The organism is Parvibaculum sp. (genome assembly GCF_035325945.1).
Lineage (GTDB): Bacteria > Pseudomonadota > Alphaproteobacteria > Parvibaculales > Parvibaculaceae > Parvibaculum.
The window spans coordinates 57,900-79,357 of record NZ_DAOKYX010000010.1; the positions used below are offsets into that span (position 1 = coordinate 57,900).

The window sequence follows — 21,458 nt, forward strand, 5'->3', positions numbered from 1 at the left end:
CAGCCCGAGCTGGTGGATATCAACCAGATGCTCTGGGGTGAAGGGTTCAACCTGCCGGGCGGCGCCGACTTCACGCTCGGTCTCGTCAGGAACGTGAACTTTCCCGCCGGCCGCCCCTGCCTCGACGTTTCGCCGGGGCTCGGAGGCGGCATGCGCGCCATTGCGCTCACCCGCAAGGTCACTGTCGAGGGGATCGAGCGCGATCCGCTTTTCGCGGCGGCTGGCGCTCACGCTTCCGATCATCTCGGCATGAGCGAGGAAGCGCCGATCCGATTCGGAGACCCCGAGGCCGAAAGGCTGCCCGAGGGGCGATACGCCGCGATCATCGCGCGCGAGGCGCTCTACTGCTTCGCCGACCGCAAGGCGTTTCTCGTTTCAGCGTCGCGCGCGCTCGCCGATGGCGGCTCGCTCGTTCTCACCGATTTCGTGCTCGCCGATCGGCTTCACAAGGACGAAACGCTGGCGAACTGGCGCGCGGCCGAACCGCGCAAGCCCGCGCCCGCCACGCGCGAGGATTACGCCGAGCTGCTGCAGGAGCTTCGCTACGAAATCAAGGTTTGCGACGATCTGACTGCGTCATATGTGCCACTCATTCAGGCCGGATGGCGGCAACTGCTCGCGCATCTGGAAAGTGCCCAACTTTCGCCCGAAAGAGCGGGCATGTTGATGAAAGAGGGAAACCTCTGGCTCGCGCGCAGCCGTGCACTGGAAAGCGGACGACTGAAACTCCTCCACATACATGCACTCATGCGCCGGGCACCCAAGCGCGCATTGAGCGATTCCATGACGATCGAGTAATCGGGAGGCCGGCCTTGAAGCACAAAAGACCAACACCGGAAATCCAGATGCCCGACCAGCCCGCGGCCATGTCCAAGCCGCGGCGCATCGAACCCATTTTCGATGCTTCCGGCACGCTCCGCCGTGTCCGGATCGACCGGGGCACATCCAACGAAGGCACCCACCGCCCGCAATCGGCGGATCGCGGCTGAGCCTTCCTGCACCAATCGCCGGAACAGAACGACGGCAGCCTGCCCTTCAGCCGATCGGCAGATCGTCGTTCTCCGGCGACCAGGCGGACGATGTGCGCGCGAGATGCTTGCGATAGCGCGAAACGCTGACCGGGATCGAGGCGAGATAGCCGAGCGCGATGCCCGAAAACGCAATCCACGGATAATTGAGAATCACGGCCGCCGATAATCCGACGAGCAGGAGGATCGGGAGGACCATTTCGCGCTTGATGCGGATGCCCATTCTCTTGCCGGAGAAGGTCGGGATGCGGCTCACCATCAGGAACGCCACGAAGAAGCAATGCAGCGCGACGACGATGGGCAGCGCCTTGATGCCCGGAACGTCGATGAAGGTGAGGTAGAGCGGCAGCATGACGATCAGGGCTCCCGCCGGCGCAGGCACGCCGACGAAATAGTTGCCGGTCCAGGCCGGTTTGTCGGGGTCTTCCAGCGCGACGTTGAAACGCGCGAGGCGCAGCGCGCAGCAGACTGCGTAGCCGAGCACCGCAATCCAGCCGATGCCGCCGATCGCATTCAGCGACCAGATATAGAGAACGATCACCGGCGCCACGCCGAAATTGACGAAATCCGTCAGCGAATCGAGTTCGGCGCCGAAGCGCGTCGAGCCGTGAAGCAGGCGCGCGACGCGGCCATCGAGGCCGTCGAAGACCGAAGCGACGATGATGGCGACGACCGACGCCTCGAACCGCCCTTCAAGCGCGAAGCGAATGGCGGTAAGCCCCGCGCAGAGCGCGAGCACCGTCAGCGCGTTCGGCACCAGCGTGCGGACATGCACGGGGCCGAAGGGGCGCGTGCGTCGCTCGCGGATCGTCCGGCGGCCATCGGGCCGCGAACCGAAGGGCGGAACATTTGCCATGGGCCTTTGTCCTTTAACGCCTCGTCACTGGTGATGCGGCTCCACGGAAATGGAATCCGCAAGCACGGTTTCGCCGGAAATCGCCGTCTGCCCCACCGCGACGAGCGGCACGGCGCCCTCGGGGAGATAGACGTCGAGACGGCTGCCGAAACGGATGATGCCGTAGCGCTCGCCCGCGCGAAGCTCGCGGCCCTCCGTCACGTCGCAGACGATGCGCCGGGCGACGAGGCCCGCGATCTGCACCACGACGATCTGCTGCCCGTCCGCCCGCTCGATGACGAGCGAGTTGCGCTCATTGTCGTCGCTGGCCTTGTCGAGGCTCGCATTGAGGAACTGGCCGGGGCGATAGGCGACGCGCTTCACCTTGCCGCTGATGGGCGAGCGGTTCACATGGCAGTTGAAGACATTCATGAAAATGCTGACGCGCGTGCGGCGCATCTCGCCAAGGCCAAGCTCCGGCGGGGGCGCGGCTTCGGTGATCATGTTCACGACCCCGTCGGCCGGGCTGATGACGAGCCCTTCGCGCGTCGGCGTCACCCGATCCGGATCGCGGAAGAAATAGAGGCACCAGATCGTCAGCACGACCCCGATCCAGCCAAGCGGCTGCCAGATCATGAAGAGCACGACCGTGATCGCCGCGAAGATGATGACGAAGCGGTGGCCTTCACGGTGAATGGGCACCAGTATCGAGGTCAGGCTGTCCATATGTCCTTTTCCGGTCTCGGATCGAATTGGGAAGTCGCCAGTCTAGTGGGTTCGGCCGTCTTACGGAAACGGTGGAACCGCCGAGCTTTCTAGCATGACGCCCTTCCGAACGGAAAACCGTCGTGAATTTTTCTGGAATTCAGGAAAAAGCGGGATTGCCGCCGGGAGCGAGGGGTGGGTTCAGCCCTTTCCGGCCATCTCGAAGGAGCCGGACGCCCGCTGGGCCGGAGAGGCGTCGTCCTGCGTCTCCTTGAGTTTTTCGCGGGCGGCGTCGGCCTCGCGCTGCCTGTTCCACATGGCGGCATATTTGCCATCCAGCGCAAGCAGTTCCTCGTGGCGGCCGCGCTCCGCGATCCGCCCGTGATCGAGAACGATGATCTCGTCGGCGTCGATCACGGTCGAAAGACGATGGGCGATGATGAGCGTCGTGCGGTCCTGCGAAACGCGCTTCAGCGCCGCCTGGATTTCCTTTTCCGTATGCGTGTCGAGCGCGGAGGTCGCCTCGTCGAGGATGAGGATCGGAGGATTCTTGAGGATCGTCCGGGCGATGGCGACGCGCTGCTTCTCGCCGCCCGAAAGCTTCAGGCCGCGCTCGCCCACGGCCGTGTCGTAGCCCTTGGGCAGCCGCGCGATGAAGGCGGCGATCTGGGCCTGTTCGGCGGCGGCGGCGACATCGGCATCCGTCGCGTCCGGCCGGCCATAGCGGATGTTGTAGCGGATCGTGTCGTTGAAGAGCACCGTGTCCTGCGGAACCATGCCGACCGCGGCGCGAAGCGAGGCCTGCGTCACCTCGCGAATGTCCTGTCCGTCGATCAGCACGCGACCGGCGGCAATGTCGTAGAAGCGGAACAGGATGCGCGAGATGGTGGACTTTCCTGCTCCTGAAGGCCCGACAATGGCGAGGGTTCGCCCGGCTGGCACGCGGAACGAGACATTGCCGAGAATGCCGCGATCCTTGTCATAGGCGAAGGAGACGTTCTCGAAGACGATCTCTCCCCCGCGCACGCCGAGCGGGCGCGCATCGGGCGCGTCGCGCACCTCGCCCGGAATCTCCAGGAGATCGAACATCGTCTCCATGTCGATCAGCGCCTGACGGATTTCGCGGTAGACGGTGCCGAGCAGATTGAGCGGCTGATAGAGCTGGATGAGATAGGCATTGACCATGACGAAATCGCCGATGGTCATGGTGCCGTCCGCAACGCCCTGCCCCGCCATGAGCATGAGGGCGGTGAGGCCGGTGGTGAAGATCGCCGTCTGTCCGGCATTGAGGATCGAGAGCGAGGTCGTGGTCTTCACCGCGGCGCGCTCATAGCCTTCCATCGAGCGGTCGAAGCGGCGGGCCTCATGCTCCTCATTGCCGAAATATTTGACCGTCTCGAAATTGAGAAGGCTGTCGATCGCCTTGGTGTTGGCCTCCGTGTCGAGCGTGTTCATCTGGCGATGAAAGCGCGTGCGCCACTCCGTGACCGTGAAGGTGAAGGCGATATAGACGAGGATGGTGACGGCCGTGACGAGCGTGAACCAGATGTTGAACGCCCATGTGAAGATCACGGCTACGAGCGCAAGCTCGATGATCGTCGGAATGATGTTGAAGAGCGAGAAGCGCAGCAGAAGGTCGATCGCCTTCGTGCCGCGCTCGATGACGCGCGAGAGCCCGCCTGTGCGCCGCTCCAGATGAAAGCGGAGCGAGAGCGCATGAAGATGGCGGAAGGTCTTGAGTGCGAGGGCGCGCACCGCGTTCTGGCTCACCTTGGCGAAAACGCCGTCGCGTATCTGGCCGAGCAGCACCATGAGGATGCGGCCGACGCCATAGGCGATGATCAACATGACCGGCACGGCGATGACGGCGCCCGCCGCCGATTTCGGCGAGAGGAGATTGGTCGCGTCGCGATAGAGGAAGGGAACGTAGACCGTGACCACCTTGGAGGCGATCAGCAGCACCATGGCGATGACGACGCGCGCCTTGAGATCGAGCCTGCCCACGGGCCAGAGATAGGGAAGAAAGGTGCGGAGCGTTTCCCATTGGCGATGCGTCGCAGGCGCAGCTCCACCGGTCACGGGATGGGCCCCGCCTTCGCCGGCCGATGACTTCAGATGCCTCATTCTCGAGGTTCCCGGAGCTGGATGCGGGCGGCCCCATGCTATCCGGCCGCCAATGAGACGCCCCGCCCCGGCCATGCTGCCGGGGCGGGGCGTCCTGATGGATACCCTTTAAATAGGGCCTTCGGCGATTAAGGCAAGCCCGCGAGGGCCCGCGTCACCTGGCCGGCGTGGTGAAGACCTGGCCGGGATAGATGAGATCCGGATCGCGGATCTGATCCTTGTTGGCCTCGTAGATCACCGTGTAGCGGAAGCCGGAGCCATAGAGATCGCGGGCGATGTTCCACAGATTGTTGCCCGGCTGAATGACGACCTGGCCCTTCCTGAGCGCCTCCAGAACCTTGCCCGGCTCGCCGCGCTCGAAGGGCAGCTCGACACGGGCAACGACCTTGCCAGCCTGATCGATCTGGTCGATGCGGAGCGCATATTGTCCGGGCTCGATCGTGGCCGACGGCCTCAGCTCCCAATGGCCCTGCGCATTGGCCACCGCATCGCCCACCGGCTTGCCGCCGATATAGACGCGGATCGAGGCGCCGGGATCGGCCTTGCCCGAAATGATGAGATTGCCGCGCTCGTCATAGTCAACGGCCTCGAGGACGAGATTGCCCGCATCGGAGGGAACGCCGGGGCCTTGCAGGATGCGGCTCGCCTTGCCGGGTTCCGACATGACGACGAGAGCGGGCTTGTCCTTCTGCTCGGGCACATTGACGGCGACTGACTGGACGCTGTCGCGCGTGGAGCCGTCGGGGTTCCGCGCCGTGAGCGTGATGACGATGTCGCCGGGCTGAAGCGGCTTGTCGAGAACGGCGACCCATTCGCCATTGGCATCGGCCGTCGCGGTGCCGACCACCGCGCCATTCGCCTTGATCTCGACCTCGGCGCCGGGCAGCGCACGGCCGGCCACGACCGTCGAGCCATCGCGTTCGACGCGAACGATGTCGAATGTCGGAACGGCCTTGTCCTCGACTGCGGCGCCCGTCTCCGGCCGTGTCTGCTCTGTCTGCTCCGCAGGCGCCGGAGGTGTTTCCCCGCGCTTGTGAAAGAAATAGAAGTATCCCCCGACGACAAGCGCCAGAACGACGGCAATGGCCGCCCCCAGCAATCCGGTATTACGCATCGACCTCAGCCCCTTCCCTGATCAGCCGAACCCTTTTCGCATCGCGCGAAAAAAGGCATGGTAAATTTCGTACCGTGCCGGGACGTTTTACCGGCGCGACCGCAAGATTAGCCCTTACCCTGCAAATAAGGCACCACTGTGAAGCCCTCTTTTCCCCCGGCCGGGCGCTCCACCGGCAAGCTCGCAAGCGTCTGCGTCTATTGCGGATCGAGCGCCGGCAACGACCCGGCGCTCATGGAGGCGGCGGCCGCGTTCGGCAGCATTCTCGCCAGGCAGGGCGTTGAGCTTGTCTATGGCGGGGCGAGCATCGGCATCATGGGCGCCGTCGCCAAGGCCGTGCTCGCCGATGGCGGACGGGTGACTGGCGTCATTCCCGAATTCCTGACGAAGGTCGAGGTGCAGCTCGGCTCGGTGAGCGAACTCATCGTCACCGACAGCATGCACAGCCGAAAGCGCGTCATGTTCGAGCGCTCGGATGCTTTCGTCGCCCTGCCCGGCGGCATCGGCACGCTGGAGGAAGTGGTGGAGATGCTGACCTGGGCGCAACTCGGCCGGCACAGCAGGCCGATCATCCTCGCCAATCTCAATGGCTTCTGGGACCCGCTGGTCGAACTTTTCGACCACATCATCAAATCCGGCTTCGCGCGCTCGAACATTCGCGGCATCTATGCCGTGGTCGACAAGGTGGAAGATATTCTGCCGCGTATCGAGGCGGCCCTATGACCTCGATGCGATCCGGCAGGGCCGCCTTCTTCACCGCAGACGGGCGTCTCGGCAACCAGCTCTTTCAGGCCGCGTTTCTCGACAGCGTGCTCGAGGAAGGCGACCGGCTCGTCACTCTCGGCATGGAAGACCTGCTCGCAGGCTTTGTCTGGGATCGCTACCGGCTTACGAACATCCGCAATACGCGGCCCCGGCGTCACTTCAAGCGGCTGTTGCGCCTGCTCGGCCGCGCAGCCGTCGACCTTCGCGTCGTCACCGGCTACCGGCAAGGGAAGCAGCGCTACGAGGCGGCGGGAGAAAGCTATCTCCTCGCGGGCGAGACGGTGGAGCGGCGAAACGGCCTCTTCGACCGGCTCATCTATATCGACAAGGGATATTTCCAGAACGCCGCCTATGCGAACCACGCGACCTTCCGCCTCGCGGAGCCGCATCTTGCGAGGCCGCGCGCCTTCATCGCCTCCTTGCCGCCGGGCCCCCGCGCCTTCGTCCATGTCAGGCGGGGCGACTACAAGAGCTGGCGGATATTCGGGCGATCGCCATTGCTCGATCTCGACTATTTCCGGCGTGGCGTCTCGCTCATCCGCCATGCGGCACCGGATACACAATTCATTCTCCTCAGCGACGAGATTGCGTCCGTCGCGCCGGATTTGCCCGGAATGCATGCTTTTGAGGGCGCCGATGTCTATGAGGATTTCGGGCTCATGACGCTTTGCGACGGCGGCATCGTCTCGAACAGCACGCTTTCATGGTGGGGCGGGTATTTCTGCGGCCGCAAGCTCCCCGTTGTTTCGCCGAAGGGATGGCTCGCACCCGGCCTCGGCTTCGAATATCCCGCCGGCATCACGGCTGACTGGATGACGCCGATCGAACCCTGAGGGTCGGGTCAGGCTACGGCGCCAACACGGCGCAATTCGCGCTCGCGCCGCCACGTATCGGCGCTGAAGATCGCAAGCCCCGCCCAGATGAGGCCGAAGGTCACCATCTGCCCTTGCCCGAGAGGTTCGTCATAGAGCCAGACGGCGATCGCGAAAGACATGGTCGGCACGAGATACTGCAGCAGGCCGAGCGTCGTCAGGCGGATCCGCTGCGCGCCGAAGGTGAAGAGCAGTAGCGGCACGGTCGTCATCGGTCCCGTCGCAGCGAGCAGAAGATCGGTGAGCCAGTCGCCATTGCCGAAGCCCGAACCGCCATGCGCGGAGACGTAGAAGAGATAGGCGGCGGCAATGGGCGCCAGCGCCAGCACCTCGATGAAAAGCCCGGCCAGCGCCTCGACGCGGGTGATCTTCCGCAGATAGCCATAGCCCGCGAAACTCACAGCGAGATAGATCGAGATCCACGGCAGAAAGCCCAGTGAAAAGGTGAAGTAGATGACGCCGAGCGTCGCAAGCGCCATGGCGAGGATCTGCGGGCGCGTCAGCCGCTCGCCGAGAAGAACGACGCCCGCGAGAACGCTCATCAGCGGATTGATGAAATAGCCGAGGCTCGTTTCGAGGATGCGGCCCGAATTCACGGCCCAGATGAAGAGAAACCAGTTCGAGCCGAGAATGAAGCCGGTCATGGCGAGCGTCGCGAGCTTGCGCCGGTCGCGCAGCAACTCTGCGAAATGCGCGCTCCGCCGCAAGCCGAAGATCAGGAGCGCGATGAGGCCGACGCTCCAGAGCGTGCGATGCGCGAGGATTTCGAAAGGCACCACATGCTCGAGCTGCTTGTAGAAGATGACGGAGAGCCCCCAGATCACATAGCCCGCGCCGGTCGCAAGAATGCCCAGCGTCACCTCGCGCCGGGCATCGGTCTCGGACTGCAGGCTATCGGACATGATGCAGGGTTCCGTTCGCTCCGCCCGCCACGCATGCCCGCGATTACCTTCGGGCGGGACATGCGCTCCGCGCGATCAGACGCGAATTTCGGTCTTCCGTGAGGATTTCGACTTGGGCCTCTCAGGCGCGGGCGCGCCGTCGCGAAGCAGCTTGTAGGTGATGGAATCGAGCAGCGCCTGGAAGGACGCATCCACGATGTTCGGTGATACGCCGACCGTGAACCAGCGGTTGCCCTGACCGTCCATGCTCTCGATGAGCACGCGGGTGACAGCCTCGGTGCCGCTCGTCAGGATACGGACCTTGAAGTCGGCGAGCCGCAGATCATCGATGAAAGGCGAATATTTGCCGAGGTCCTTGCGCAGCGCCTGATCGAGCGCATTGACGGGGCCGTTGCCCTCGCCCACCGAGATCAGCTTCTCGCCGTCGACGTTGATCTTCACAGTCGCTTCCGACACGGTGACGAGATCGCCCACCGCGTTGTAGCGACGCTCGACGAGCACGCGGAAGGATTCGATGAGGAAATATTCCGGCACCTGACCGAGAAGGCGCCGCGCAAGCAGCTCGAACGAGGCGCCTGCGCCATCGTAGGAATAGCCCAGAAACTCGCGCTCCTTCACCTCGTCGAGAAGACGCTGCACGCGCGCATCCTTGGGGTCGATCTCGATGCCCGCGGCTTCGAGCGTGGCGAGGATGTTCGAGCGGCCGGCCTGCGCCGACACGGCGATGATGCGCTGATTGCCGACGCTTTCCGGCGGCACATGCTCATAGGTCTTCGGGTCCTTGAGGATCGCCGAAACATGGATGCCCGCCTTGGAGGCGAAGGCCGCCTCGCCCACATAGGGCGCGTAGCGGTTCGGCGCGCGGTTCAGCACCTCGTCGAGCGTGCGCGAGACATGCGTGAGCCGCTTGAGATCGTCGCGGCCGACGCCGATCTCGAAGCGGTCGGCATATTCCTTCTTGAGAAGGAGCGTCGGGATCAGCGACACCATGTTGGCGTTGCCGCAACGCTCGCCGAGCCCGTTGAGCGTGCCCTGCACCTGGCGGACGCCCGCACGGATGGCGGCCAGCGAATTCGCCACCGCATTCTCCGTATCGTTATGCGCGTGGATGCCGAGCCTTTCGCCCGGCACGCCCGATGCGATGACCTCGCGGACGATGCGCTCCACCTCGTCCGGCAGCGTGCCGCCATTGGTGTCGCAAAGCACGGCCCAGCGCGCGCCCGCATCGAGCGCCGTCTTCACACAGGCGAGCGCATAGGCCGGGTTCGCCTTGTAGCCATCGAAGAAGTGCTCGCAATCGATCATCGGCTCGCGGCGCTTCGCGGCAATCGCGCCGACGCTGTCGGCGATCGATTCGAGATTTTCCTCATTCGTGATGCCGAGCGCCACGGCGACGTGGAAATCCCACGACTTGGCGACCAGACAGACGGCGTCGGTGTCGGGCTCGAGCACGGCCGCGAGCCCCGGATCGTTCGCCGCGCTGCGGCCTGCCCGCTTCGTCATGCCGAAGGCGGTGAATTTGGCGCGCTTGAGGGCCGGCCGGTCGCCAAAGAAGGACGTGTCGGTGGGATTGGCGCCGGGATAGCCGCCCTCGATGTAGTCGATGCCAAGCTCATCGAGCAGTCCGGCGATCAGCCGCTTGTCCTCGACATTGAAGTCGACGCCCTGCGTCTGCGCACCATCGCGCAGCGTGGTATCGAAGAGGTATAGGCGCTCTCTGGTCATCGCTACCGTTCCGAATAGCGCGGACGACCCCGCCTGCCGCGGCCGGACCGTTGTATCTCACAAGGAATTAAAGCGAGCTTGTACGGCGGCGGCAGACGGATGTCAGCCGCTAATAATGAGACCCCGAATGATGGCCGGACGTTTCGACGCCGCTGGCCTGAAAACCGGATTCATTCCGGTTGTCCTCATGTCTCGTTTCACCGCAAAAAAGCTCAAACCCGTCAAAGGGTTAGGCCGCGAAGCCGGGCCTCGGCCCGATTTCGGCCGATCAGAGGTAGCAGGTTTTTGAGTTCCGGTCCATGGTCGAGCCCGGTGAGCGCCAGCCTGAGCGGCATGAAGAGCGCCTTGCCCTTGCGCCCGGTCCGACCCTTCAGGGCCTCCGTCCAGAGGCCCCATGTCTCCATCCCCCAGGGCTCGGGAGGCAGCATGGCGGCGGCCTCGGTGGCAAACTCCCCGTCCTCGATCACGGGCTCGACCGGCCCCTCGACGACGCGCGCCCAGATCGCCACATCGGCGAAGCGGACAAGGTTCGGCTTCACGGCATCCCAGAAGGCGGAGCCCAGATCGCATTTCGCCGAGGCGAGGCGGCCCATCACCGCCTCATAGGGCAGCATGTGAAGGAGCGCGGCATTCACCTTGTCGAGATCGGCGGGATCGAAGCGGATGTCGGCGCGGCCGAAATGCGAGATGTCGAAACCCGCCGCAAGCTCGCCGAGCGTCAGACGCGGCTCGACCGCATCCGAGGTGCCGAGACGCGCGAGCAGCGAATTGATCGCCATCGGCTCATAGCCCTCCCCGCGCAGCGCTACGAGAGAAAAGGCCGCGTCCTCGCGCTTGGAGAGCGGACGACCATCCGGCCCCTGAAGGAGCGAGTAATGCGCATAGGCGGGAGGCACCGCGCCGAGCGCACGGGCGATCTGGATCTGCACACCCGTATTGGTGATGTGGTCGGCGCCGCGTATGACATGGCTGATCGCGAAGTCGATGTCATCGACGACGCTTGGCAGCGTATAGAGGAAGCGGCCATCCTCGCGGATGAGCACGGGATCGGAAAGCGACCTCGCATCGATGGCGATATGCCCCTGAATGAGATCGTCGAAGGCGGTCTGCTCCGCCTCGAGCCTGAAGCGCCAATGCGGGCGGCGGCCCGACGCCTCTAGCGCGCGCCTCTCCTCCCCGCCGAGCGCAAGGGCGGCGCGGTCATAAACGGGCGGCTTCTTCTGCGCGAGTTGGCGCTTGCGCTTGCGGTCCAGCTCCTCGGCCGTCTCGTAGCAAGGATAGAGATGGCCGGATGCCTTCAGCCTTTCGGCTGCTGCTTCATAGTCCGCGATACGGTCCGACTGCCTTGCAAAGATGTCGTGATGAAGCCCGAGCCATGCGAGATCGGTTTCGATGCCGTGCGCGAACTCCTCCGTCGAACGCTCCGTGTCCGTATCATCGAGGCGGAGCATGAATTTCCCGCCCGCCTTCCTCGCAAAAAGATAATTGAAGAGCGCGGCGCGGACATTGCCGAGATGGAGCCTGCCTGTGGGGCTCGGCGCGAAGCGGACGACGACGCGATCAGACATCGAACATCACTCCGGTTTCAGCACGCCCGCCCAGCGGCCGGCGGCATGGGCGAGCGCGGCCTGCCACATCAATCGGCATCGCGGAACCCGTTGACGATCGGATAGCGCCGGTCGCGGCCGAAATTGCGCGAGGTGATCTTGACGCCGGGAGCCGCCTGCCGGCGCTTGTACTCGGAAATATAGAGAAGATGCTCCACGCGCTTCACCACCGCGCGGTCATGGCCGAGCGCGACGATATCGCGGATCGCCATTTCCTTCTCGACGAGGCATTCGAGAATGGCATCGAGTTCAGCATAGGGCGGCAGCGAATCCTCATCCTTCTGGTCAGGACGGAGTTCGGCCGAGGGCGGGCGCGTGATGATGTCCTCGGGAATGACGCGGCCCACCGGGCCGAGGCAGTTCTTCGGCCGGTGCTCGTTGCGCCAGCGCGCCAGCGCAAAGACCTTCATCTTGTAAAGGTCCTTGATCGGATTGAAGCCGCCATTCATGTCGCCATAAAGCGTCGCATAGCCTGCCGAGACTTCCGACTTGTTGCCGGTGGTGAGCAGCATCGAGCCCATCTTGTTCGACACCGCCATCAGGATCACGCCGCGCGCACGCGACTGGAGGTTTTCCTCCGTCGTATCGGCCTGACGGCCCTCGAAGATCGGGGCGAGCGCCTCGGTGAACTTCTGAACGGGTTCCTCGATCGCCACCACGTCGTAGCGCACGCCGAGCAGTTTCGCGCAGTCGGCCGCGTCCTTGATGCTCTCCGGCGTGGTGTAGCGATAGGGCAGCATGATGCAATGGACCTTCTCGGGCCCGAGCGCATCCGCCGCGATCGCGGCGACGAGCGCGGAGTCGATGCCACCCGAAAGCCCGAGCACCACGCCCGGAAAGCGGTTCTTGCGTACATAGTCGCGAAGGCCCTGCACCAGGGCGAGATAGATCGATTCCAGATCTTCCTCGACCGCCGCCTTTTCAACCTCGTCGCACACCCAGCCATTGCCGGCGCGATGCCACTCGGTGACGGCGATGCGCTCCTCCCAGGCGGGCATCTGAACGGCGACCTTGAGATCGGTATTGATGACGAAGGACGCGCCGTCGAAGACAAGCTCGTCCTGCCCGCCCATCTGGTTCACATAGGCGAGCGGCAGGCCGCATTCGCCGATGCGCGAGGCGACACGCTCGATGCGGACATCGAACTTGCCCGCATCATAGGGCGAGCCGTTCGGCACCAGCAGGAGTTCGGCGCCCGTCTCCTGAAGACATTCCACGACGTCGGACGACCAGATGTCCTCGCAGATGGGTACGCCGATGCGCACGCCGCGAATGTTGAGCGGACCGGGCATCGGCCCCGGCACGAAGGTGCGCGGCTCGTCGAAGACGCCATAATTCGGCAGATGCACCTTGAAGCGATGCCCCTTGATTGCGCCTTCATCGAGATAGAGAACCGCGTTGTAAAGCCTGCCGTCCTCGACCCATGGCGTGCCGATGAGAACCGCCGGGCCGCCATCCGCCGTCTGCCGGGCAAGGTCCGTGGCCGCCGCCATCGCCGCGCGCTGAAAGGAAGGCTTCAGGACGAGGTCTTCGGGCGGATAGCCCGTGAGGAACAGCTCGCTGAAGACGACGAGATCGGCCCCTTCAAGCGCCGCGACGCGCCTTGCCTCGATGGCCTTGCCGAGATTGCCGGCGATGTCGCCCACCGTGGGATTGAGCTGGGCCAGCGCGATGCGGAGTTTGTCGGTCATTTTGCCTGGGGAAAGGTGTGTCCGATGGGGCGGGTGCCGGGAGCGCGCTCCTGATTTCAACTACCGGGTTTCTATCCTTTGGCCGCTCCCCGAACAATAGCAGCGGCCCGATTCCGGGGTAGATGCGTCGCCGCTCCAATGCGGATAAGGTCGTGCCAATGGCAATCATCAGGCCCCGAGGGGCGCGGAGGTAAGACATGGGCACGGGCGTGAACAGGCAGATCCTGCTGGCCGAGATTCCGAAGGGCAAACTCTCGCCCTCGCATTTCAGACTGTCGGAAGCCCGGATTCCGACCCCGAAGGAAGGTGAAATCCTCGTACGGGTGAAGCTCATCTCGCTCGACGCGGCGAACCGGGCCTGGATGCAGGGCGCGACCTATCGCTCTGCCGTCGAGGCCGGAACCGTCATGGCCGGGGGCTCCATCTCCGAAGTCGTCGAATCGAAGGCGCCGGGCTTCGAGCCGGGCGATCTCGTCTTCGCGGATACGGGCTGGCAGGACTATGCCGCCCTTCCCGCCCAGTCGGCCCAGAAGCTTCCGAAAATGGAGCCGATGAGCCACCTCCTCAGCGTTTACGGCATTGCGGGCCTCACCGCCTATCACGGGCTTCTCGATGTAGGTCGCCCGAAGGCCGGCGACACGGTGGTCGTCTCGGCGGCGGCAGGTTCGGTCGGCTCGATCGTCGGCCAGATCGCCAAGCTCAAGGGATGCACGGTCATCGGCATCGCGGGTGGCGACGCGAAATGCCAGCTTCTCGTCAGCGAACTCGGCTTCGACCATGCCATCAACTACAAGAAGGAAGCGGTGGGCAAGGCGCTCCGCGCCGCCGCGCCCAAGGGCATCGACGTCTATTTCGACAATGTCGGCGGCGACATTCTCGAAGCCTGCCTCTTCGGCATGAACAATTACGGCCGCATCGCCTGCTGCGGCGCCGTCTCGCAATATGACGGCGCGGCGCCCGCCCATGGGCCGCGCGGCGTTCCTGGCCTCATCGTGGTGAAGCGCCTCACCATGCAGGGCTTCATCCTCACCGATTTCAACGACCGCCGCGAACAGGCGCTGGCCGATCTTCAGAGCTGGGTCGCGCAAGGCAAGATCAAGGTTCGGGAAGACATTCTGAGCGGCCTTGAAAACACGCCGCAGGCGCTCATCGGCCTTCTTGCCGGCGAGAATATCGGCAAGCGCATGGTCAGGGTGAGCTGAACCGCAAAGGGGGCGGGCTCGCTGCCCCGCCCCCTCTCGCAGGCCGGCCGACGGAGATTCCGAAGAGCGGCGTTTGAATGGCATAACGACCGGCGAGAAAGCGAGACGCGGCCCCATGAACCTTGAAGCAAGCAGGACCAGACTCTGGAACCTTCTCCCTGCCTCATATCGTAACCTGTCGCCGGGACGCCGCCGCGCGATAGCAGCCGCCATCGCGGCCCTCGCCGTGCTCGGTTTCTGGTACCTCCAGAGCAGCGCCGACGGGCAGCCCAGATACAAGACCGAAAGCGTCACGGTCGGCGACATCGAGCAGACGGTCACGGCGCTCGGCTCGCTGCAGCCGAAGAACTATGTCGATGTCGGCGCGCAGGTCTCCGGCGTCCTGCAGACCGTCCATGTGAATATCGGCGACACGGTCGAGAAGGGCGAGTTGCTCGCCGAGGTCGACCCGACCGTCTATGAGGCGACCGTCAATGCCGACAAGGCGAAGCTCCGCGACCTCGAAGCGCAGATCGCCGGACAGGAAGCGCAACTCGCTCTCGCCGAAATCCAGAACCGGCGCAATCAGGCGCTCCTCAAGATCGACGCCGTCAGCAAGGATGTGGCCGATACGAGCGCCGCGCAGGTCAAGCAGTTCAAGGCCGCCATCGCCGCGCTCAAGGCGCAGGTCGACATGGCGCAATCGACGCTGGCGGGCGACGAGGCCAATCTCGGCTATTGCAAGATTTACGCGCCGATGACAGGCACCGTCGTTTCGCAGACGACGCTGCAGGGGCAGACGCTGAACAACAAACAGTCCGCCCCCGTCATCGTGCAGATCGCCGACCTCTCGACCATGACGGTCAAGGCGCAAGTGGCGGAAGCCGATGTCGGCAAGCTCAAGCCGGGCATGCCGGTCTACTTCACCACGCTCGGCATGCCGGATCACAAATGGCACGCGACGCTGCGCCAGATCCTGCCGACGCCCGAAACTGTGAATGACGTCATTCTCTATGACGCGCTCATCGACGTGGACAATTCCGACAAGCTGCTGATGACGAGCATGACGGCCCAGGTATTCTTCGTGCTCGGAAGCGCGCAGAACGTGCCGCTCGTTCCGGTGCCGGCGCTCCGGCCCGCGAAAGGCGGCGACAGCGGCGAATATCGCGTTCTCGTTCAGAACGGAAAGAGCTTCGAGCCGAGAACGGTGAAGGTCGGACTCTCGAACCGCATCTCAGCGCAGGTGCTCTCCGGCCTCGAGGTGGGCGATGTCGTCGTCACCGGCACCGAGGGCCCTGCGACCGCGCAGCGGAGTGGCAGCAGCGGCGGCGGCAGCAGAAGGCCGCCCGTGCTATGACCGCGCCCGCATCGAAACCGCTGATCGAGGTCAGGGACGTCGCCAAGGTCTACCGGACCGGCGAGACGGAAGTGCGCGCGCTCGACGATGTGCTGCTCACCATCGAGGCTGGCGAATTCGTCGCCATCATGGGCCAGTCCGGCTCGGGCAAATCGACGCTCATGAACATCATCGGCTGCCTCGACCGGCCGTCGAGCGGCGCCTATCTCGTGAACGGCGTCGATGTGGCGACGCTTTCATCGGACGAACTCGCAGCGTTGCGGCGCGACACGTTCGGCTTCATCTTCCAGCGCTACAATCTCCTTCCGAACATGACGGCGACGGAGAATGTCGAGCTGCCGGCCATCTATGCGGGCAAGTCCCATGGCGAGCGCGTCTCCCGCGCGCGTGCGCTGCTCGGCCGGCTCGGCCTCGGCGACCGGAGCGAGCACCGGCCGACGCAGCTCTCGGGCGGCCAGCAGCAGCGCGTGTCGATCGCCCGCGCGCTGATGAACGACGCCGCTGTCATTCTCGCCGACGAGCCGACCGGCGCGCTCGACAGCCAGAGCGGCACGGAAGTTCTGGCGCTGCTCGCGCAGCTCAATCAGGAGGGCCGGACGGTCATCCTCATCACCCATGACGCGACCGTCGCCCAGCATGCCCGGCGCCTCATCAGGCTCAGCGACGGCCGCGTGGTCGAGGACCGCCAGCTCGAAAGACCCGAGGAACATTCCCACCCCTCCATCGCGGCGAGCCCCGGCGCCGGCTCCTTCTTTCGCGGTGATTTCGGCGAGGCGGTGCGCATGGCCTTCCGCTCGCTCAGGACCAACATCTTCCGCACGGCGCTCACGCTTCTCGGCGTCATCATCGGCGTCGGCGCGGTGGTCGCCATGCTCGCCATCGGCAACGGCTCGAAACAGAACGTCATGGACCGCATCTCGGCCATGGGTACGAACCTTCTCATGGTTCGTCCCGGCGCGCCCGGCATGAGGCCGACCGGCGACATCGCAACACTGATCCCGGACGATGCCGCCGCCATCAGCGCGCTTCCCAATGTCGAGGCCGCGGTGCCGGAGCGCACCACCGCCGTGACCGTGCGCTACGGCAATATCGACTATCGCACGCAGGTGACGGGCACATGGCCCGCCTACCCCATCGTGCGCGACTGGAGCCTTGCGCGCGGCGGGTTCTTCACCCACGCCGATCTCGAAGGCTATGCGCCCGTGATCGTGCTCGGCCAGACCATCGTGAACAATCTCTTCCCCGATGGGGAGAGCCCAGTCGGCAAATACATACTGGTGCAGAACGTGCCCTTCGAGGTCATCGGCGTCATGGACACCAAGGGCGCGTCGAGCTTCGGCAGCGATCAGGACGACGTCGCCTTCGTGCCGCTCTCCACGGGCTATATGCGCCTCTTCGGCAAGCGCTATGTCTCGACCGTCTCGGTCAAGGCGATCGACGCGAACACCATCGACGAGACGGAAGCGAAGATCACCTCGCTCCTCATCTCGCGCCACCGGACGCAGGATTTTCAGGTTCGCAACACCGCCTCGATCCTCGAAACGGCCGAGGCGACACAGAACACGCTCACCATCCTGCTCGGTTCCGTCGCCGCCATCTCGCTCATTGTCGGCGGCATCGGCGTCATGAACATCATGCTCGTCAGCGTCACCGAGCGGACGCGCGAGATCGGCATACGCATGGCCACGGGCGCGCGCCAACTGGACATCATGCTGCAGTTCAACACGGAGGCGCTCGTCGTCTGCGGTGTCGGCGGCGTCATGGGTGTCATCGGCGGGCTCCCCACGGCGGCCATCACCGAGAGGTTCGGAATGCCCGTCGCCTATTCCCTCACCCCGCCATTGCTGGCATTTTCCTGTGCCTTCGCCACCGGCCTTCTCTTCGGCTATCTGCCGGCGCGAAAGGCGGCATCGCTCGATCCCGTGATCGCGCTTTCCACCGAATAAGGACCAACCGAGATGCTGAAAGCCCGGCGCCCGCTTGCCGCCTTCACCCTTCTGCTCATGCTCGGCGCCTGTTCGCTGGTACCGGACTATGAACGCCCGGATGCAGGCGTGCCTTCGGCCTTCACCGGGCCGCAGGCAAAGGGCGCGAGCGCGGAGATCAGCGCGGAGTGGTGGCGGAGCTTCAACGACGAGGAACTCCAGGCGCTGATGAACGCGGCGCTGGCCAACAATCTCGACATCGCCGCTGCCCTTCACCGCATCGAACAGGCGCAGGGACAGTTGCGCGCGACGAACGCATCGCTCCTGCCGCAGGTCGATGCGAGCGGCAGCGCCTCGCTCGACAAGGGCGGAGCGCGAGGCAACGGCACGACGAAAAGCGCCTCCGGCTCCGTCTCGGTCAGCTATGCCGTCGATCTCTGGGGGAGCTATCGCGCCCAGAGTGCATCGAGCGAGGCGGCGCTGCGCGCCAGCATCTTCGACCGCGATGCGACGGCCCTTCTCGTCCAGTCCTCGGTCGCCACGACCTATTTCAACATTCTGAGCCTGCGCGACCGGATCGCCATCGCCCGGCAATCGCTCGCCGCCGCGCAGGAAACGCTGCGGCTCGTCGAGGCGCGTTACAAATACGGCACGGCCTCCGCGCTCGACCTCGCGCAGCAGCGCAACACGCTTGCGACCATCGAGGCGGGCATACCGCCGCTCGAATCCCAGCTCGCGGCCAATGAACATGCGCTCGCCATCCTGCTCGGCCGCGCGCCGGAGGGTTTCGGCGTCAGAACGGCGGACACGAGCGCCCTCATCCTTCCGGCGATCGCGCCGGGGCAGCCCTCGACACTCCTCGAGCGCAGGCCCGACATTCGCCGCGCGGAGGCGCAGTTGCAGGCCGCCAATGCCGATATCGGCGCTGCGCGCGCGGCTTTCTTCCCCAGCCTCAATCTTTCGGCCTCAAAAGGCATCGACTGGCTCGCCGGCGCCGGCTCCACCTCTGGCTCATCGCTTGCCGCCTCGCTTCTCGCGCCGATCTTTTCGGGCGGCACGCTCGAAGGCAATCTGGAATCAGCCAAGGCCCGCAAGGCGGAACTCGCCGCGAGCTACCGCAAGACCGTGCTCACCTCGTTCGGCGAGGTGGAAGACGCGCTGTCGGCGGCGGATGCCAATGAAAGGCGGCAGGCATCGCTCGCCGTGGCCGCCAGCGAAGCGCGCAAAGCCTACGATCTCGCACAGGCGAGCTACAAGGCCGGGGCGACGGACTTCCTCTCCGTGCTCGATGCCCAGAGAAGCTGGCTCTCGGCGCGCGATGCGCAGGCCCAGGCGCGCCTCAACCAGTTCACCGCGGCCGTCGATCTCTTCATCGCCCTTGGCGGCGGCTGGAAGTCGTGAACAGGGGCTGTTCGCGACTGACCTTCCAGACGCTGCGGAAAGTGTGTTTACTCTCTCCAACGATAATTTTCAGGAGAGAAAAACCATGTCCAACATCCAATCCAGGGAAATCCGCCTGAAGTCGCGCCCGGTCGGCATGCCGACGGCGGCCAATTTCGAGCTGGCCACGCGCGACGTCGCGCAACCGTCCGACGGCGAAGTGCTCGTCCGCAACATCTGGATGTCCGTCGATCCCTATATGCGCGGGCGCATGATGGACCGGGAGAGCTATGTGCCGCCCTTCCAGATCGGCGAGGCGTTGCAGGGCGGCGCCATCGGCCAGGTCGTGGCCTCGAAGTCGGCCGGACTCAATGTCGGCGACTATGTCCAGAGCATGTTCGGCTGGCGCGAATATGAGGTCGCGAAGGCGGAGGCGTTCCAGAAGGTCGATCCCGCGCTTGGCCCCATCGAAGCCTATCTGGGCGTGCTCGGCATGCCGGGCATGACGGCCTATGCGGGCCTCATGCGGATCGGCGAACTCAAGGACGGCGACAATGTGTTTGTGTCGGCAGCGTCGGGCGCGGTCGGTTCCGTCGTCTGCCAGCTTGCCAAGGCGCATGGCTGCTATGTGGTCGGCTCGGCCGGATCGGATGAGAAGTGCCGCTGGCTCGAAGAGGTGGCCGGCATCGACAAGGCGATCAACTACAAGACCTGCGGCGATCTCGACAAGGCGGTCGGCGCGGCCTTTCCGAAGGGCATCGACGTCTATTTCGAGAATGTCGGCGGCGCGCATCTCGAAGCGGCGATCAACCACATGCGGCCCTTCGGCCGCCTCGCGCTTTGCGGCATGATCGAGCAGTACAACGACACCGCGCCGCGCCCCGGCCCATCGAACATCATTCAGGCCGTCGGCAAGAGCCTGAAGCTCCAGGGCTTCATCGTCTCCAATCATTTCGACCTTCTGCCTGCCTTCTATAAGGAGATGGGCGAGCTCATCAAGGCCGGCAAGATGAAGTGGCAGGAGACGGTCGAGAACGGCATCGAGAACGCGCCCAAGGCGTTCATGAACCTCTTTACCGGCGCCAATACCGGCAAGATGCTGGTGAAGATCGGGCCGGACAAGGCGATCTGAGATCAGCACCCGTCATGCCCCGTTCCGCGCGGGGCATGACGGCCACATGGAACGGGGGGAGAGACATGCCGACCAATGCGCGCCGCTGGGTGCTCGCTTCGCGCCCGGAAGGAAAGCCGAGGCTCGAAAACTTCCGGCTGGAGGATTTCACTCTCCCCGATCCGGGCGAGCACGAACTTCTGATCCGCACGGAGTTTCATTCCGTCGATCCGGGCATGCGCTCGCGGCTTTCCGGCGCGAGCTACGCGGCGGCGCTTCCCCTTGGCGAGACCATCGACAGCGCCATGGTCGGCGTCGTCGAGATTTCCAACAACGAGAAATTCAAGCCCGGCGACCGCGTGACCGGCGGCTTCGGCTGGGTGAGCCATGCGCTTTCCAACGGGCGCGGCATCCAGAAGCTCGATCCCGCGCTTTATCACGGCAGGCTCCGGCCAACGGCGGCAATCGGCGTTCTCGGCATTCCGGGTCTCACCGCCTATTTCGGCCTGCTCGACCTCGGCAAGCCCAGGGCGGGCGACACGGTGCTCGTCTCATCGGCCGCGGGGCCCGTCGGCGCCACCGCCGGGCAGATTGCCCGCATGAAAGGTTGCACCGTCATCGGCATCGCGGGCTCCGCCGCCAAATGCGACTATGTGAGCGGCCTCGGCTTCGACGGCACCATCAATTATCGCGGCACGACAAATCTGACGGAGGCCATCCGCGAGGCGTGCCCCTCTGGCGTCGATATCTATTTCGACAATGTGGGCGCGGGGACGCTCGACGCGGCCATCCTCAACATGAAGGAGCATGGCCGCATCGTCGTTTCGGGGCAGGTCGCGGAATATAACCGCACCGAGCCCGTCGGCATCCGCAACGTCACGCGCTTCATCACCCACCGCCTCAGGATGGAAGGGCTCGTGGTCTTCGATTATTTCAAGGGCTTCCGCGACGCGCAGGCCGAGATGGCGGGCTGGATCCACGAGGGAAAGCTCACCTATACGGAGGATGTTTCCGAGGGGCTCGAGAATTCCGCCGCCGCCTTCATCGGCCTCTTCGAGGGCGAAAATCTCGGGCGGCGGCTCATCAAGGTGAGCTGAAAATCGAAAGGCCCGGCGTTTCCACCGGGCCTTTTCATT

General features: G+C 64.7%; 18 protein-coding genes. 10 read left to right on the forward strand and 8 right to left on the reverse strand.

The features are described 5' to 3' along the window. Together PKA57_RS07235 and PKA57_RS07240 are read left to right on the forward strand one after the other, a co-directional pair. On the forward strand, positions 1 to 798 hold a 798-nt coding region (locus PKA57_RS07235), incomplete at its 5' end, for a methyltransferase domain-containing protein (protein WP_324298999.1). Positions 799 to 812: 14 nt separating this feature from the next. Continuing rightward, complete coding sequence (locus PKA57_RS07240; RefSeq protein ID WP_324299001.1) at positions 813 to 989, forward strand: hypothetical protein; 177 nt, start codon at positions 813 to 815, stop codon at positions 987 to 989. Positions 990 to 1,035: 46 nt separating this feature from the next. On the opposite strand, the gene pssA is transcribed toward PKA57_RS07240, so the two are convergent. From pssA to PKA57_RS07260, 4 genes are all read right to left on the reverse strand, one after another. Beyond that, on the reverse strand, positions 1,036 to 1,884 hold the full coding sequence (gene pssA / locus PKA57_RS07245; protein WP_324299003.1) for a CDP-diacylglycerol--serine O-phosphatidyltransferase: 849 nt from the start codon (positions 1,882 to 1,884) through the stop codon (positions 1,036 to 1,038). Positions 1,885 to 1,908: 24 nt separating this feature from the next. Beyond that, positions 1,909 to 2,589 (reverse strand): phosphatidylserine decarboxylase, encoded by a 681-nt coding sequence (locus tag PKA57_RS07250; protein WP_324299005.1) that lies wholly within the window; start codon positions 2,587 to 2,589, stop codon positions 1,909 to 1,911. Between the two features lie 180 nt (positions 2,590 to 2,769). After that, positions 2,770 to 4,692, reverse strand: a complete 1,923-nt coding sequence (locus tag PKA57_RS07255) for an ABC transporter ATP-binding protein/permease (protein WP_324299007.1) — start codon at positions 4,690 to 4,692, stop codon at positions 2,770 to 2,772. Between the two features lie 154 nt (positions 4,693 to 4,846). Continuing rightward, entirely contained in the window at positions 4,847 to 5,806 is a 960-nt protein-coding gene (locus tag PKA57_RS07260) for an Ig-like domain-containing protein (RefSeq protein WP_324299009.1), read from the reverse strand. 138 nt (positions 5,807 to 5,944) lie between these two features. Between PKA57_RS07260 and PKA57_RS07265 the strand changes: the two genes are divergently transcribed. Further along, positions 5,945 to 6,529, forward strand: a complete 585-nt coding sequence (locus PKA57_RS07265) for a TIGR00730 family Rossman fold protein (protein ID WP_324299011.1) — start codon at positions 5,945 to 5,947, stop codon at positions 6,527 to 6,529. Continuing rightward, positions 6,526 to 7,404, forward strand: coding sequence for an alpha-1,2-fucosyltransferase (locus PKA57_RS07270; protein ID WP_324299013.1), 879 nt, complete (start codon positions 6,526 to 6,528; stop codon positions 7,402 to 7,404). The genes PKA57_RS07265 and PKA57_RS07270 overlap by 4 nt, the downstream gene beginning before the upstream one ends. 8 nt (positions 7,405 to 7,412) lie before the next feature. On the opposite strand, the gene rarD is transcribed toward PKA57_RS07270, so the two are convergent. From rarD to PKA57_RS07290, 4 genes are all read right to left on the reverse strand, one after another. Beyond that, positions 7,413 to 8,345, reverse strand: coding sequence for an EamA family transporter RarD (gene rarD, locus PKA57_RS07275; RefSeq protein WP_324299015.1), 933 nt, complete (start codon positions 8,343 to 8,345; stop codon positions 7,413 to 7,415). A 75-nt stretch (positions 8,346 to 8,420) separates the two neighbouring features. Then, positions 8,421 to 10,070: a citramalate synthase gene (gene cimA / locus PKA57_RS07280; RefSeq protein WP_324299017.1), complete on the reverse strand. Its 1,650-nt coding sequence runs from the start codon at positions 10,068 to 10,070 to the stop codon at positions 8,421 to 8,423. Between the two features lie 221 nt (positions 10,071 to 10,291). Next, positions 10,292 to 11,638, reverse strand: a complete 1,347-nt coding sequence (gltX, locus tag PKA57_RS07285; RefSeq protein WP_324299019.1) for a glutamate--tRNA ligase — start codon at positions 11,636 to 11,638, stop codon at positions 10,292 to 10,294. 68 nt (positions 11,639 to 11,706) lie between these two features. Beyond that, a complete protein-coding gene (locus PKA57_RS07290; RefSeq protein WP_324299021.1) occupies positions 11,707 to 13,368 on the reverse strand; it encodes an NAD+ synthase in 1,662 nt (553 codons plus the stop codon). Positions 13,369 to 13,565: 197 nt separating this feature from the next. On the opposite strand from PKA57_RS07290, the gene PKA57_RS07295 reads away from it, so the two are divergent. The 6 genes from PKA57_RS07295 to PKA57_RS07320 all read left to right on the forward strand — a co-directional run bounded on the left by PKA57_RS07295 (position 13,566) and on the right by PKA57_RS07320 (position 21,419). Then, positions 13,566 to 14,570: an NADP-dependent oxidoreductase gene (locus tag PKA57_RS07295; RefSeq protein WP_324299023.1), complete on the forward strand. Its 1,005-nt coding sequence runs from the start codon at positions 13,566 to 13,568 to the stop codon at positions 14,568 to 14,570. A 115-nt stretch (positions 14,571 to 14,685) separates the two neighbouring features. Next, positions 14,686 to 15,906 (forward strand): efflux RND transporter periplasmic adaptor subunit, encoded by a 1,221-nt coding sequence (locus PKA57_RS07300; RefSeq protein ID WP_324299025.1) that lies wholly within the window; start codon positions 14,686 to 14,688, stop codon positions 15,904 to 15,906. Further along, the gene (locus PKA57_RS07305; RefSeq protein ID WP_324299027.1) at positions 15,903 to 17,852 is read left to right on the forward strand and encodes a MacB family efflux pump subunit; all 1,950 of its coding nucleotides are present in this window, start codon (positions 15,903 to 15,905) and stop codon (positions 17,850 to 17,852) included. The genes PKA57_RS07300 and PKA57_RS07305 overlap by 4 nt, the downstream gene beginning before the upstream one ends. Before the next feature lie 12 nt (positions 17,853 to 17,864). Further along, on the forward strand, positions 17,865 to 19,232 hold the full coding sequence (locus tag PKA57_RS07310) for an efflux transporter outer membrane subunit (protein WP_324299029.1): 1,368 nt from the start codon (positions 17,865 to 17,867) through the stop codon (positions 19,230 to 19,232). A gap of 85 nt (positions 19,233 to 19,317) precedes the next feature. Continuing rightward, positions 19,318 to 20,343 carry an NADP-dependent oxidoreductase gene (locus PKA57_RS07315; protein WP_324299031.1) on the forward strand — a complete coding sequence of 342 codons (1,026 nt, stop codon included), beginning with the start codon at positions 19,318 to 19,320 and terminating at the stop codon, positions 20,341 to 20,343. 65 nt (positions 20,344 to 20,408) lie between these two features. Next, a complete protein-coding gene (locus tag PKA57_RS07320) occupies positions 20,409 to 21,419 on the forward strand; it encodes an NADP-dependent oxidoreductase (protein ID WP_324299033.1) in 1,011 nt (336 codons plus the stop codon). Positions 21,420 to 21,458 lie beyond the last annotated feature (39 nt).

What these genes read in the sequence shown, in the direction of transcription:
- pssA (WP_324299003.1), bottom strand. Translation starts at nt 1,884, where the DNA reads ATGGCAAATGTTCCGCCCTTCGGTTCGCGGCCCGATGGCCGCCGGACG.
- PKA57_RS07250 (WP_324299005.1), bottom strand. Translation starts at nt 2,589, where the DNA reads ATGGACAGCCTGACCTCGATACTGGTGCCCATTCACCGTGAAGGCCAC.
- PKA57_RS07255 (WP_324299007.1), bottom strand. Translation starts at nt 4,692, where the DNA reads ATGAGGCATCTGAAGTCATCGGCCGGCGAAGGCGGGGCCCATCCCGTG.
- PKA57_RS07260 (WP_324299009.1), bottom strand. Translation starts at nt 5,806, where the DNA reads ATGCGTAATACCGGATTGCTGGGGGCGGCCATTGCCGTCGTTCTGGCG.
- PKA57_RS07270 (WP_324299013.1), top strand. Translation starts at nt 6,526, where the DNA reads ATGACCTCGATGCGATCCGGCAGGGCCGCCTTCTTCACCGCAGACGGG.
- rarD (WP_324299015.1), bottom strand. Translation starts at nt 8,345, where the DNA reads ATGTCCGATAGCCTGCAGTCCGAGACCGATGCCCGGCGCGAGGTGACG.
- cimA (WP_324299017.1), bottom strand. Translation starts at nt 10,070, where the DNA reads ATGACCAGAGAGCGCCTATACCTCTTCGATACCACGCTGCGCGATGGT.
- gltX (WP_324299019.1), bottom strand. Translation starts at nt 11,638, where the DNA reads ATGTCTGATCGCGTCGTCGTCCGCTTCGCGCCGAGCCCCACAGGCAGG.
- PKA57_RS07290 (WP_324299021.1), bottom strand. Translation starts at nt 13,368, where the DNA reads ATGACCGACAAACTCCGCATCGCGCTGGCCCAGCTCAATCCCACGGTG.
- PKA57_RS07295 (WP_324299023.1), top strand. Translation starts at nt 13,566, where the DNA reads ATGGGCACGGGCGTGAACAGGCAGATCCTGCTGGCCGAGATTCCGAAG.
- PKA57_RS07300 (WP_324299025.1), top strand. Translation starts at nt 14,686, where the DNA reads ATGAACCTTGAAGCAAGCAGGACCAGACTCTGGAACCTTCTCCCTGCC.
- PKA57_RS07305 (WP_324299027.1), top strand. Translation starts at nt 15,903, where the DNA reads ATGACCGCGCCCGCATCGAAACCGCTGATCGAGGTCAGGGACGTCGCC.
- PKA57_RS07310 (WP_324299029.1), top strand. Translation starts at nt 17,865, where the DNA reads ATGCTGAAAGCCCGGCGCCCGCTTGCCGCCTTCACCCTTCTGCTCATG.
- PKA57_RS07315 (WP_324299031.1), top strand. Translation starts at nt 19,318, where the DNA reads ATGTCCAACATCCAATCCAGGGAAATCCGCCTGAAGTCGCGCCCGGTC.
- PKA57_RS07320 (WP_324299033.1), top strand. Translation starts at nt 20,409, where the DNA reads ATGCCGACCAATGCGCGCCGCTGGGTGCTCGCTTCGCGCCCGGAAGGA.